At 69.8% G+C, this 13315-nt stretch carries 12 protein-coding genes; 7 read left to right on the plus strand and 5 right to left on the minus strand.

Features of this window, described 5'->3' with window-relative positions; genetic code table 11:
• Positions 1-112: 112 nt before the first annotated feature.
• The 6 genes from ABTY59_RS20325 to ABTY59_RS20350 all read left to right on the plus strand — a co-directional run bounded on the left by ABTY59_RS20325 (position 113) and on the right by ABTY59_RS20350 (position 5318).
• Complete coding sequence (locus ABTY59_RS20325; protein WP_352020377.1) at positions 113-439, plus strand: PadR family transcriptional regulator; 327 nt, start codon at positions 113-115, stop codon at positions 437-439.
• Positions 436-792, plus strand: coding sequence for a DUF1048 domain-containing protein (locus tag ABTY59_RS20330; protein ID WP_352020378.1), 357 nt, complete (start codon positions 436-438; stop codon positions 790-792). The genes ABTY59_RS20325 and ABTY59_RS20330 overlap by 4 nt, the downstream gene beginning before the upstream one ends.
• Position 793: 1 nt before the next feature.
• Positions 794-1120 (plus strand): DUF1048 domain-containing protein, encoded by a 327-nt coding sequence (locus ABTY59_RS20335; protein ID WP_352020379.1) that lies wholly within the window; start codon positions 794-796, stop codon positions 1118-1120.
• A 354-nt stretch (positions 1121-1474) separates the two neighbouring features.
• Entirely contained in the window at positions 1475-2428 is a 954-nt protein-coding gene (locus tag ABTY59_RS20340) for an ATP-binding cassette domain-containing protein (protein ID WP_352020380.1), read from the plus strand.
• On the plus strand, positions 2425-3216 hold the full coding sequence (locus ABTY59_RS20345) for an ABC transporter permease (RefSeq protein WP_352020381.1): 792 nt from the start codon (positions 2425-2427) through the stop codon (positions 3214-3216). The genes ABTY59_RS20340 and ABTY59_RS20345 overlap by 4 nt, the downstream gene beginning before the upstream one ends.
• 266 nt (positions 3217-3482) lie before the next feature.
• Positions 3483-5318, plus strand: coding sequence for an APC family permease (locus ABTY59_RS20350; RefSeq protein WP_352020382.1), 1836 nt, complete (start codon positions 3483-3485; stop codon positions 5316-5318).
• A 6-nt stretch (positions 5319-5324) separates the two neighbouring features.
• On the opposite strand, the gene ABTY59_RS20355 is transcribed toward ABTY59_RS20350, so the two are convergent.
• Positions 5325-7280, minus strand: a complete 1956-nt coding sequence (locus ABTY59_RS20355; protein WP_352020383.1) for an APC family permease — start codon at positions 7278-7280, stop codon at positions 5325-5327.
• Positions 7281-7464: 184 nt separating this feature from the next.
• Between ABTY59_RS20355 and ABTY59_RS20360 the strand changes: the two genes are divergently transcribed.
• Entirely contained in the window at positions 7465-8223 is a 759-nt protein-coding gene (locus tag ABTY59_RS20360; protein ID WP_352020384.1) for a DUF4118 domain-containing protein, read from the plus strand.
• On the opposite strand, the gene ABTY59_RS20365 is transcribed toward ABTY59_RS20360, so the two are convergent.
• The 4 genes from ABTY59_RS20365 to kdpB all read right to left on the minus strand — a co-directional run bounded on the left by ABTY59_RS20365 (position 8209) and on the right by kdpB (position 12967).
• The gene (locus tag ABTY59_RS20365) at positions 8209-8757 is read right to left on the minus strand and encodes a hypothetical protein (protein WP_352020385.1); all 549 of its coding nucleotides are present in this window, start codon (positions 8755-8757) and stop codon (positions 8209-8211) included. The two genes, ABTY59_RS20360 and ABTY59_RS20365, sit on opposite strands and share 15 nt — an antisense overlap.
• A 54-nt stretch (positions 8758-8811) precedes the next feature.
• Positions 8812-9597: a GNAT family N-acetyltransferase gene (locus ABTY59_RS20370; RefSeq protein WP_352020386.1), complete on the minus strand. Its 786-nt coding sequence runs from the start codon at positions 9595-9597 to the stop codon at positions 8812-8814.
• 153 nt (positions 9598-9750) lie between these two features.
• The gene (locus tag ABTY59_RS20375; protein ID WP_352020387.1) at positions 9751-10560 is read right to left on the minus strand and encodes an SDR family NAD(P)-dependent oxidoreductase; all 810 of its coding nucleotides are present in this window, start codon (positions 10558-10560) and stop codon (positions 9751-9753) included.
• Between the two features lie 265 nt (positions 10561-10825).
• Positions 10826-12967, minus strand: a complete 2142-nt coding sequence (kdpB, locus tag ABTY59_RS20380; protein WP_502995392.1) for a potassium-transporting ATPase subunit KdpB — start codon at positions 12965-12967, stop codon at positions 10826-10828.
• Between the last annotated feature and the right edge of the window lie 348 nt (positions 12968-13315).

Genomic DNA, 13315 nt, shown 5'->3' on the forward strand with positions numbered 1-13315 from the left:
GATCGCAGGGCTCGTCCGTGTTCGCCGATCGCTGGCCACCTCCACTACTCGGTGATACCGTGTAGTGGTACTCGGTGCTACGCAGTACTGAGAGGGCCGAGGAGGATCCGCGATGGACGACCTGACGGAGATGCTGAAGGGCACGCTCGAAGGGTGCGTGCTCGAAATCATCGGCATCGAGGAAACCTATGGGTACGCCATCACCCGCCGGCTGAACGAGCTCGGCTTCCCCGACGTGGTCGAGGGGACGGTGTACACCATCTTGCTGCGACTGGAGAGGAACGGCCTCGTCCAGGTGGCGAAACGACCGTCCAAGGTCGGCCCGCCGCGCAAGTTCTATGCGCTCAACGACGCCGGACGTGAGGAACTCGCGAAGTTCTGGGCGAAGTGGCAGTACGTGTCATCACGCATCGACAGGCTAAGGGAGGGCGGGAGATGAGCTTCTGGGAGACCGTCACGGGAAGTGATCTCACCAGGGAATGGAAGGCGTTCGAAGCCCGGGCTGAGGCCCTGCCGGACGACTACCGGGTGGCGTGGGAACAGATCAAGGGTCATCTCTTTCCCCATGGGGACTTCACCGGCCGCAACCTGATGCCGATCCTCGACGCCGCGCTGGGGCTGCTCGAGGAAACGGCGGCGGACGGACAGAGCGTCGATGAGGTTCTCGGCGATGACATCCAAGGGTTCTGCGCGGCGCTGGCCGGCGGTGAAGGGGCTCGGACCTATCGCGACCGGTGGCGCGAGCAGTTGAACAGGAACGTCGCCAGGAAACTGAGCCGGCTGGGAGGCTGACATGGGCATCCAGGACATCATCGAGGGCAAGAAGCAGTGGCGGGCGCACAAGGCCCGGGTCAAGGCGCTCCCGCCGGACTATCAGATCGTCTACAACGAGATGCAGAAGTACCTGTTCAAGGTCGGACCGATCGACCTGCCGGATGGGCCCCTGCTGCCCGGGATCGTCGACTTCTTCGAGGAGGGCGTTGCCGCGGGCAAGGGGGTCTTGGAGCTCATCGGCGCGGACGTCGCCGCGTTCGCTGATGGCCTGATCGAGGGCTCCCGCACTTACGCGGACGTCTATCAGGAGTCCGTCAACAGGAAGCCCGGCGCGACGGAGAAGTGACGCCCGCCTCACGTCGGTAGGCGTAGCCCGCGCAGGCGGTTCGTTCGCCCCAGGCGCAGCGCGAGCGGCTGGGCGTCGATCGCCGCCAGAAGGCCGCCGCGGATCCTGTCCACCGAGATGGTCGAGCCGGCCGATGAGGCCTGGCTCGGCCCCGGCGATGCCGCTCGGCGAGCAGGTCTCGGGCGGCGGCCGCTCAAGGCCCCCCAAGACGACCCGGCAGCCGTGTAGTCACGGACAGCCGATCAGTCCGAGTTCCGAAACAGCTTCCACCGTCCCCGCATCTTCGGCCTTCGAAAGGAAGTCGCCATGCGTTCGTCTGTCATGCCCACAACAAATCTGAGGAGTGGTCACCCGATGCCGACCGCCGTCTCCGCCGTCGGGCTACGCAAGTCGTACGGCGAGAAGACCGTCCTCGACGGCATCGATCTGCGCATCCCGGCCGGCTCCGTGTTCGCGCTGCTCGGCCCGAACGGCGCCGGAAAGACCACCGCCGTCAAGATCCTCTCCACACTCGTCACCGCCGACGCCGGCGACCTGCACGTCGGCGGGCACGACCTGGCCGTCGACCCGCAGGCGGTACGTGCCGCGATCGGCGTCACCGGACAGTTCTCCGCCGTCGACGGCCTGATCACCGGCGAGGAGAACATGCTCCTCATGGCGGACCTGCACCACCTGTCCAAGAGCGAGGGGCGGCGCGTCGCCGCCGAATTCCTGGAGCGCTTCGACCTGGTGGAGGCCGCGAAGAAGCCCGCCTCGACCTACTCCGGCGGCATGAAACGCCGCCTCGACCTCGCGATGACGCTGGTCGGCAGCCCGCGGATCATCTTTCTCGACGAGCCTACGACCGGGCTCGACCCGCGCTCCCGCCACAACATGTGGGGCATCATCCGCGGTCTCGTCTCCGACGGCGTGACCGTCTTCCTCACCACCCAGTACCTGGAGGAGGCCGACGAACTCGCCGACCGCATCGCGGTGCTGAACGACGGGAAGATCGTCGCCGAGGGCACTGCCGAGGAACTGAAGCGGCTTGTTCCGGGCGGGCACGTCCGGCTCCGCTTCACCGATCCGGCCACGTTCCAGTCCGCGGCCGACGCCCTGTGCGAGGTCACCCGGGACGACGAGGCGCTGTCGCTTTCCATCCCCAGCGACGGCAGTCAGCGCGAGCTGCGCTCCATTCTCGACTGGCTCGACGCCGCCGGCATCGAGGCGGACGAACTGACCGTCCACACCCCCGACCTCGACGACGTGTTCTTCGCCCTGACCGGTCCGGCCAGCGCCCCCAACCAGCCCAAGGAGACCCTCCGATGAGCTCCTTCTCTCTCGCCGTTCGCGACTCGAACACGATGCTGCGCCGCAACCTGCTGCACGCGTGGCGCTACCCGTCAGGGACCCTGAACCTGCTGCTCACGCCGATCATGATGCTGCTGCTCTTCGTGTACATCTTCGGCGACGTGATGAGCGCGGGCATCGGTGGCGGCGGCGCCGACCGCTCCGCATACATCGCCTACATCGTCCCGGGCCTGCTGCTGATGACCGTAGGCAGCACCGTGATCGGGGCCGCGGTGTACGTCTCCATGGACATGACCGAGGGCCTCATCGCCCGCTTCCGCACGATGGCCGTCTACCGCTCTTCGGTACTCGTCGGTCACGTCGTCGGCAGCGTGCTGCAATCCGTCATGAGCGTGGTCCTCGTCGGCGCCGTCGGCGTGGCCATCGGCTTCCGCTCCACGGACGCGACGGTCGTGGAGTGGCTGGCGGCATTCGGGCTCGTCGTGCTCTTCGCTCTGGCGCTGACCTGGATCGCGGTCGGCATGGGTCTGGCCAGCCCGAACCCGGAGGCGGCCAGCAACATGGCCATGCCGCTGATCCTCCTGCCCCTCATCTCCAGCGCCTTCATCCCGGCCGCCACGATGCCCGGTTGGTTCCAGCCGATCGCCGAGTACCAGCCCTTCACCCCCGCCATCGAAACCCTCCGCGGCCTCCTCCTCGGCACCGAGATCGGCAACAACGGCTGGATCGCGATCGCCTGGTGCGTCGGCCTGAGCGCGCTCGGCTACCGTTGGTCGACGGCGCAGTTCAACCGCGACCCGAAGTAGACGCGACGACCGCGCCGGCCGCTTCCCGCCATGCGAACCAGGGTGCCCTGCAGTCCCCTCAGGCGATCCGTGCCGCGTGGTGACCTGCGTCGAAGCGGCCCCGGAGGGCTTCTGTGGAATGCAGCCCCGCGGAGCAGTTCGACTCCCGAGTCGTCAAGAACGTGTACGGATCCCAGAGCGCGGCGTCAAGGCTACGTGAAGACGTCTCGGCAACGGCCTGATCTCCCCTGAGCCTGAGCGGAGATCAGACTGAAAGGGAAGAGCAGATGGCTGTCCTGACCACCGGGAACGGTGCCGCTCCGAGTGCCGAGGAGCCTCCTGATACCGGGGCCCGGCATCAGCTGACCGCCGTCACGGGGCTTGCCGCGCTGTCGTTGGACGCGATGGCGTCGGTGGCGTACGGCCCCGAGGCGATCGTCCTGGTCCTGGCGGCGGCCGGTGGGTACGGGCTCGGGTTCACACTGCCGGTCACGCTGGCCATCGCCGGGCTGCTCGGGGTGCTCGTCGCCTCGTACCGGCAGGTCATCGCGGCCTTTCCGGACGGCGGCGGCTCCTACGCCGTCGCGAAGGCTCACCTCGGCCGCCGCACCAGCCTGGTGGCGGCGGGCTCGCTCGTCCTTGACTACGTGCTCAATGTGGCGGTGGCTGTCACCGCGGGCGTCGCCGCCCTCACGTCGGCCTTCCCGGGCCTCTACGGCGACCGGCTGTGGATCTGTCTCGGCGTCCTCGCCCTGATCACGGCAGTGAACCTGCGCGGCATCGTCGACTCGGCCCGCGCTTTCATCGTCCCCACCGCCGTGTTCGTCGGCGCGATCCTGGTCCTGATCGTCGTCGGGCTGTTCCGCGACGCGCCGGTTTCCACCGAGGCCTCCGCCGGGCATGCCTCGGTCCTGGCGGACAACGCCACCACCGTCGGCGCGCTGCTCCTGCTGAAGGCCTTCGCCTCCGGCTGCTCGGCGCTGACCGGCGTCGAGGCCATCGCCAACGCCGTGCCGTCCTTCCGCGCCCCGGCGGCCCGCCGGGCCATGCGCGCGGAGGTCGCCCTCGGGGCTCTCCTCGGTGTGATGCTGATCGGCCTGTCGGTGCTGATCTCCCGCTTCGGACTGCAGCCGGTCGAGGGCGTCACCGTCCTCGCTCAGCTCGCCGACGCCTCGCTCGGCCACAACGCGGCCTTCTACGTCGTCCAGTTCGCCACCATGGTGCTCCTGGCCCTGTCGGCGAACACCTCGTTCGGCGGTCTGCCCGTCCTGCTGAAGCTGCTGGCCCGCGACAACTACGTGCCGCACGTGTTCGGTCTCAAGGCCGACCGGCAGGTGCACCGGCATGGTGTCGTCTGGCTCGCGGCCGTCTCCGCCGTGCTGCTGGTGTTCTCCGGCGGCGACACCAACACCCTCGTGCCGCTCTTCGCGATCGGCGTGTTCGTCGGCTTCACGATCGCCCAGACCGGGATGGTGCTGCACTGGAAGGCCACGAGGCAGTGGGACAAGGTCCTGCTGAACGGCCTGGGCGCGCTGCTCACGGGTGTGTCCGCGGTCGTCGTCACCGCCGCCAAGTTCCACGACGGCGCCTGGCTGATAGTCATCGCCCTGCCGCTGCTGGTCGCCCTCTTCGAGGCCGTCCACCGCGCCTACGGGAGGATCGGCGACCGCCTCGGCGTCGGCCGCGTCCCCGAGCCCCCGCACCGTGAGCACTCGCTGGTCCTAGTGCCGGTGTCGTCGCTGACCCGGCTCACCAGCGAGGCCCTGACCGCCGCCGTCTCGCTCGGCGACGAAGTCCGCGCGGTCACCGTCGCCCACCCGGACCCGGAGGACCGGGCGGCGACAGAGGCCCTGGAACGCGACTGGGCCCTGTGGAACCCGGGCGTGCCGCTCGTACGGCTGCCATCTGAGCGACGCTCCCTCGGCCGCCCGATCACCGCCTACGTACGGGAGCTCGCCGCCGCCTGCCCGGACACCCGGGTCACCGTGCTCATCCCGGAAGCGGAGCCGGAGCGGCTGTTGCAGCGGCTCCTGCAGAACCAGCGGGGCGCGGTCGTCGCCCACGCGGTCCGCCGGGACACGGACGCGGCGATCTGCCGGCTCCGGTTCCGCCTGGGGAAGTGAACCGCGTCAGCCGACGTGGACGCGCGGGCGCCGGTCCCGGTCGGACTCGGCCTCGCGCAGGATCTCGCGAGTGACCGGGGCGATCTCGCCCTGGCCGAAGAGGAAGAAGCGGAGGAAGTTGGCGAAGGGGTTGCCCTCGGTCCACTCGAAGTAGATGTGCGGGCGGACGCCGGTGAGGTCGCGGGAGTGGAGCAGGAGGGCGGCGAGGGCGTTGGGGACGGAGGAGGACTCGACGGTGAGGACCCGGAAGCGGTCGTGCAGGACCTCGCCTCGAACTGTCAGTCCGGCCTCGAACTCGGACGGGTCGGTGATGGTCACTTCGACGAAGACGAAGTCCTCGGTACCGGGCAGGTCGTTGTCGGCGCGGATCTGGTCCTTCTTGGCCCGGTACTCCTCGGCGTCGCGGTTGTCGGGCTCGTTCGCGATGAAGCGGGGGGTGCGGCGGGAGATGTCCTGGATGAAGCGCTCGGCCATCTCGTCGAGCTCGATGTGGGTGACGCGCAGCTCGAAGGCGCGGCCGAGGCGGGAGAGCAGCGAGATGAGGATGATGCCGGCGATGAAACAGGCACCGATCTTCACGCCGTCGGGGCGCTCGATGACGTTGACGACGGTGGTGTAGAGGAAGACCACGGAGATCACGCCGAAGCCGATCGTCCAGCCCTTCTGTCCGGCCTTGCGGGCCGCGATGGTCACGGCGATGGCCGCCGACGAGATCAGGACGAGGACACCCGTGGCGTACGCGCCGCCCTGGGCGTCCACGTCGGCGTCGAAGATCCAGGTCACGAGGAACGCCACGAGGGTGAAGACGATGACCATCGGGCGCACGGCGCGGGCCCAGTGCGGGGCCATGCCGTACTTCGGCAGGTAGCGGGGCATCAGGTTGAGCAGACCGGCCATGGCCGAGGCACCGGCGAACCACAGGATGAGGATCGTCGAGACGTCATAGATCGTGCCGAAGGTGTTGCCCAGGTACTCGTGGGCGAGGTAGGCGAGCGCGCGGCCGTTGGCGCTGCCGCCGGGCTCGAACTCCTTCTCCGGGATGAGGACCGTGGTGATGAAGCTCGTGCAGATCAGGAAGACGCTCATGATCAGAGCGGCGGTGGTGAGCAGCTTCTTGGTGCCCCGGATCCGCCCGGTCGGCTTCGCCTCGGTTTCGCCGGCCTCTCCCTGCACGTGCGGCATGACCGCCACACCGGTCTCGAAGCCGGACAGGCCGAGCGCGAGCTTCGGGAAGACGATCAGCGCGACACCGATCATGACGAAGATGTTGCCGTGCTCCTGGGTCAGGGCGGCGGTCCAGTCGGTGACGACATGGCCCTCGGTGGCGACGTGCCACAGGCCGTTGACCACGACGACGGCGTTCAGCGCGAGGTAGACGCCGACGAGGGCGACGGCGACGCCGATGGCCTCCAGGAAGCCCTTGAGGAAGACCGCGCCGAGCAGCGCGATGAGGATCATGGTGATCAGCACCTGCTTGTCGTGCAGCGCCGATTCCAGGTGCGGGTTCTCCACCAGGTGGGTGGAGGCGTCGGCGGCCGACAGGGTGATGGTGATGAGGAAGTCGGTCGCGGCGAAGCCGAGCAGGGTCAGGACGAAGAGCTTGCCCTTCCAGAAGGACAGCAGGCGCGCCAGCATCGCGATCGAGCCCTCGCCGTGCGGGCTCTCCTCGGCCACCCGCCGGTAGACGGGCAGTGCGCCGGCCAGGGTCACGATGACCAGCACGATCGTCGCGATGGGGGAGAGCAGCCCGGCCGCGAGGGCGGCGATGCCCGGCTGGTAGCCGAGGGTCGAGAAGTAGTCGACGCCCGTCAGGCACATCACCCGCCACCAGGGCTGTCCCTTGTGTCCCGCGTCCGCGGCGGGTTCTTTGGGGCGGGAGGGTTTGCCCCTCCCCATGTCGGAGAGGCCCTCCAGCATCCACGCTCGCAATCGAGTGGAGCGAGCGTTGTTCGTGGTGGCCATCGGATGTCCCCGGGTGTTCGTAGGCGATCGGTTTCGGCCGTCGCGTGGACGGCCGGGCAAGCCTAAGCAGAACACCTGTCGCAGACTCTGGGTCGCGCGTCAGGAACGCGTCAAGATGGCCCGATCGGGCGTCGGATCCGTCACACCAGGGGCAGCCTTGAGTCGTACACGGAGGAGGCCGTAGATGCGGACGTCACTCCGGGGCGCGGTCGCGATGACGGCCGCGGTCCTCGCACCGTTTCTGATGGCGGTGGCGCTGCTGCCGCTGCGTACGAGTCTCACGCACACCAATCTGGCGCTGCTGTTCGTGGTCGTGGTCGTGGCCGTGTCGGCCCTGGGGAAGCCGCTCGCCGGGGCGCTGGCTGCCCTGTCGGCTGCCGCCTGGTTCGACTTCTTCCACACCGAGCCCTACCAGAGCTTCCACATCCACGACCGCGCCGACGCCGAGACGGCGGTTCTGCTGCTGCTCGTCGGCCTGGCGGTGTCCCAGCTTGCGGCGCGTGCCCGCGTGCTGCGGAGGGTCGCGGTCTCGGACGCGGAGCATCTGGAGCGGCTGCACGCCACGTCGAGGCTGGTCCGGTCGGGCGACTGCTCGGCCGACGAGCTCGTCGAGCGGATCAGGGAGGACCTCGTCGAGGTCCTGGACCTGCGCGGCTGCCGCTTCGTGCACGGTTCGACGCCCGCCGGCGGTCCGCTGCCCAGGCTCGAACCCGACGGCTCGCTGCGGGTCGAAGGCTGGATCTGGGACCTGGACCGGCAGGGGTGGCCGGACGGGGAGACCGAGCTGTGGGCCGTCGCCCACGGGCACTGCCAAGGGGTCTTCATGATGACGCCGGTGCCCGGCGTCGGACCGGCGTCCCCGGAGGCCCGGCTGGTCGCGGTCGACCTGGCGGGGCTGGCCGCACTCGCGCTCGACGGCCGGAAGGACCTAGTCCAGCCCTGACACCTTGAGGACCGACCGCGCCGTCTCGCAGTGGATGTACAGGGAGAGCCGGGCCAGATCGCCGGTCTCGCGGCTCAGCGTGCCGCGCTGCAGGGAGGCTTGCGCGCCGGCCTCGAGCCGGAGCCAGATCGCCGGATTGGCGGACAGCACCCGCAGTTCGAGCTCGGCTCGGCCGTCCTCCGCATCCGTCAGGATCACCCGATGCGAGGTGCCTCCGGCCGGCCAGGCGACCGCCGAGAGCCGGTCGATGCGGACCGTCCTGGTCGTCCACAGACCCTTGACGATCAGCAGGTCCGGTGCGGCGCTGACCCGCGCGGGCAGGAGGACCACCAGCAGCACCGACGCGAGAGCGATAAAGCCTGCGGTGCGGAGCACGGTCAGGCCGTGTGTACCGGCTTCGACGATCAGCGACACCGCCAGCAGCCCGACGGCGCATCCGATGGCGGCCCGGGCCTCTCCCGGCCATCCCGCGTTGGAGAGGACGTCACCGGGGACGTCCTCTCCGTGGCGGGGATATCGACGGGGAGGCTTCATGGCGCTGACGCTAGACCCGTCGCCCGGCCCACTCACCGCGCCCCTACGCCGTGTTTACGCCGCCGCCCGCAGAATTGACGGAGCGCTGACGGCCGCGGGCCCGGTCGTGTGGTGGACATACTCGCGGACGAGGCGGAAGCCGGCGGTCCAGGCCAGGAGGCGACTTGCGCGATGTGCGCGGGAGCAGCTCCAGGTGGCGGTTCTGCCCCGGGCGGTGATGTCGTACGTCAGGCCCTGGGCGCAGGCGAGGGCGAGGTGTTGTCGTTGCGCGGAGGGGGCGGTGGCGCAGGCCACGTCCTCGTACCGGCTCCCGGTGAAGCGTGTGCAGGCCAGCGCCAGCACACGGCCCTTGCGGAAGGCGGCCCAGCCCTGCCCGGACGCGGCGAGGCCCTCGGGACCGCCCCACGTGGCGTGGATCCAGCTCATGGAGGGGCCGAGCGCCGCGAGCGCCGGGCCGTCCTCGGGAGTGATCCGCCGTACCTTCACCGTGCGCGGCACGCGCGGCGGAGCCCCGACGCCCTGGTGCACGTACAGCATGCGGTCCCAGGGGTGCAGCCGGTCGAACGCGGCGGCGAGGACCGGAAGGAAGCGGTCGGAGGCCTCGACACAGCGACCCTCCAGCGGGGCGAGGTCGGCCGGGGTGAGGGCGGTGGGGTCGCCGGCGAGAAGGGCGTGGTCGCCGCAGGTGACGGCGATGACGCGGGGGTGTTCCGGGCGGTCGGTCCACCAGGTGCCGTGGCCGGTGGCGAGGACGTGCTCGGCGAGGGTGGCGGTGCCCGGTCCGCCGACGGGGAACACGCGGGCGCAGGCCGGTGGCTGGTGGGCGGGGTGGGGGATCACGGGAGAACCTCCGTTACGGACAAGGGGCGGCCCGCCATGGGACGGGCCGCCCCGGTCGGGGTCAGCTTCCGCAGGCCTTGCGGCCGTGGTCGGCCTTCTTCTTCCGGCGGTCCTTCTTCTTGCGGGCGCGCTTGGAAATGCCTCGGGCTCCCTTCAGGCGGTGTGGCCGACGAGGACGTCGGCGAGCTTGTTGAGGCGCTTGATCGTGCGTTCCTCGGTGGCGGCGGGCGCGGGGGCGACCCGCTGGTCGCGGTCGTAGTAGGCGCCGTTGACGATCTCGACGGCCGGATCGCAGAGCCGTACGACGTGGGCGGCGCCCTCGGCGGGGGAGACGCCCTCGTGCGCGTACAGGGGCAGAAGGCTGGTGGTGCAGATGCCGGGGTGGACCGAGACGGCGGTGACGCGCGGGTCGGCGGCGAAGACGGTCAGGGCGAGCTGCGACTGAGCATAGGCGGCGAGCCGGGAGTAGCGGCGGGCGCGGTTGGGGTCGGACCACTGGATGGAGCCGGTCCGGTGCAGGGAGGAGGACACGTTGACGACGCGGCCGCCCGGCTCGGAGGTCAGGGCCGGCTCCAGGAGGTTGGTCAGGAGGTAGTGGGCGAGGAAGTTGACCTGGAAGGCGATCTCGTTGCCGTCGACGGTGACGGTGTGCCGCTCGGGCGCCGCCATGCCGGCGTTGTTGACCAGGACGTCCAGGTGCGGGTGCTCGGCGAGGACCCGGTCGGCGAGCTGCTCGACCTCCTCCAGGCGGGTGAAGTCGGCGCCGAAGGGGCACAGCCGCTCGGCGGAGACGTCGGACAGTGTGACGAGCCGGTCGACCGCGGCGTGCGCCTCCTCGGTGGTCCGGCCGTGGACGAGGACGGTGGCGCCGCGTTCGGCCAGCTGCCGCGCGGTCTGGTGGCCGATGCCGGAGGTGGCGCCGCTGACGAGCACGGTGCGTCCGGACAGGGAGGAGGAAGGCATGGTTCGTCCAGGGGTAGTCGATGAGGTACGAGAAGAGGGCGCCGCGACCGCTTACGACGGTCACGGCGCCCCGTATGGCGTGGCTTGGGCGGGCGTCAGCGCAGGGCGGACGCGCCCGCCCGGCAGCGGGGCGTGCGACTCGGCGACGCCAGATGAGGCGGCCGGTCGAGAAGGAGCCACGCGCTGTTCACGCTTCTCATCCCATACCTGGCCGCGTCCCCGAGCAAGGCCGAAGCCCTTTCCCTGATGCTGTCCTGACGGGGATTCACCCGAGGCCCGGAATCACCGACACGAGAAGGTCGATGGCCTTGATGCCGACGAACGGCAGGACCAGGCCGCCCAGCCCGTACAGCAGCAGATTCCGGCGCAGCAACTCGTGCGCGGACGCCGGCGTGTAGCGGACGCCGCGCAGGGCGAGCGGGATGAGCGCCACGATGATCAGGGCGTTGAAGATGATGGCTGAGGTGATCGCCGACGTAGGGCTGTGCAGGCCCATGATGTTGAGCGCCTCGAGGCCTGGGTAGGCGCCTGCGAACATCGCGGGGATGATCGCGAAGTACTTCGCCACGTCGTTCGTGATCGAGAAGGTAGTCAACGCGCCTCGGGTGATGAGGAGTTGCTTGCCGATCTGGACGATCTCGATGAGCTTGGTCGGGTTGGAGTCGAGGTCGACCATGTTGCCGGCCTCCTTCGCGGCCGACGTACCGGTGTTCATCGCCACGCCGACATCGGCCTGGGCGAGGGCGGGGGCGTCGTTGGTGCCGTCGCCGGTCATCGCGACCAGCTTCCCGCCTTCCTGCTCCTTCTTGATGAGGGCGAGCTTGTCCTCGGGGGTGGCCTCGGCGAGGAAGTCGTCCACGCCCGCCTCGTGGGCGATGGCGCGCGCCGTCAGCGGGTTGTCGCCGGTGATCATGACCGTGCGGATGCCCATGCGGCGCAGCTCCGCGAACCGCTCCTTGATGCCGTCCTTCACCACGTCCTTGAGGTGGACGATGCCGAGCACGCGGGGGCCGTCCCAGTCGTTGACGGCGACCAGGAGCGGGGTGCCTCCGGCTGCCGAGATCTGGTCGCTCCACGCCCGCGCCTCGCCGGGCACCTTCCCGCCGTACATCTCCACCCAGGCGATGACCTGTGCCGTCGCCCCCTTGCGGATGTGGCAGACGCCGCCGTTGTCCCAGCGCAGGTCGATGCCGCTCATCCGGGTCTGCGCGCTGAACTCGACGAACCGGGCGTTCGCCAACTCGCCCTCGGCCGGGGCCCGCAGCCCGTAGCGCTCCTTCGCCAGGACCACCACGGAGCGGCCTTCGGGGGTCTCGTCGGCGAGCGAGGAGAGCTGCGCGGCGTTCGCGAGCATGGCCTCCTCGACGCCGGGCAGCGGGACGAAGTCCGCGGCCTCCCGGTTGCCCAGGGTGATGGTCCCCGTCTTGTCGAGGAGGAGGGTGTTGATGTCACCGGCGGCCTCGACCGCCCGGCCCGACATGGCGAGGACGTTGCGCTGGACGAGCCGGTCCATGCCGGCGATGCCGATCGCCGAGAGGAGCGCGCCGATCGTCGTCGGGATCAGCGTCACGAGCAGGGCGACGAGGACGGTGGTGGAGGGAGCGGCGCCCGCGTACGCGGCCATGGGCTGGATCGCGACGACGACCAGGACGAAGACGACGGTGAGCGCGGCGAGCAGGATGTTCAGCGCGATCTCGTTCGGTGTCTTCTGCCGGGAGGCGCCCTCGACCAGGGCGATCATCCGGTCCATGAAGGAATGGCCGGGACGCGAGGTGACCCGTACGACGATCCGGTCCGACAGCACCGTCGTACCTCCCGTCACTCCTGTCCGGTCGCCGCCTGCCTCGCGGATGACCGGGGCCGATTCGCCGGTGACGGCGGACTCGTCGACTGCCGCGACCCCGTCGACCACATCGCCGTCGGCCGGGACCAGCTCGCCCGCCTCGACGAGCACGAAGTCGAACATCCTCAGATCCGTGGCGGCCACGGCCTCCGTCGCCGCCCGGTCGAGATTCGTCCCGTACCGCCAGTGCGTCAGCCTCAGCGCCACCGTGTCCGTACGCGCCTTCCGCAGCGACTCGGCCTGTGCCCGGCCTCGTCCTTCGGCGACGGCCTCGGCCAGGTTGGCGAAGACGACCGTCAGCCACAGCCAGATGCTGATCACCCAGGTGAACACGGACGGGTTGACGACCGCCGACAGGGTGGTGAGGACCGATCCGACCCCGACGACGAACAGCACCGGGTTGCGGACCAGGTGCCGTGGATGAAGTTTCCGGAGGGCTTCGGGGAACGAGCTGAGCATCTGGGCGGGGTCGAGCAGCCCACCCTCCACAGTGCGTCTGCGCCGTGGAGGACGGGCGGTGGGCGGGAAGGAAGGCGCCTGCTGGACTGGAGCGGCGGGATTCATGGGGTCAGGACCTTCATGAAGGAGCCGCCGCCCGGGACGGCGGGCGGCGGCTGGACCGGAAGGACGCACCAGGAGTTCCGGGTGCGCCGGACGGACGATCGGACGGAGGAAGGGAAGGGGAGGGTCGGCACCCTGCCGATCCCGAGGATGTACGGCGATCGGCAGGGCGCCGGCTCGGCTCGGCGCATGCGGATGGGATGCATGCGCCGAGCGGCCTCGTCGAGGATGGTCGAGCCACTGACGTCCTCGGCGGTGAGCGGCGGTTGATGAATCTAGTCGCCGACTTGGTTCGTCCTGAGGGTCGTTGACGCGCCTCTGACGAGTCGGGCCCCTGCTCTGACGGTTTCT

This window comes from Streptomyces sp. NPDC096079 (genome assembly GCF_040303145.1).
Taxonomy (GTDB): Bacteria; Actinomycetota; Actinomycetes; order Streptomycetales; family Streptomycetaceae; genus Streptomyces.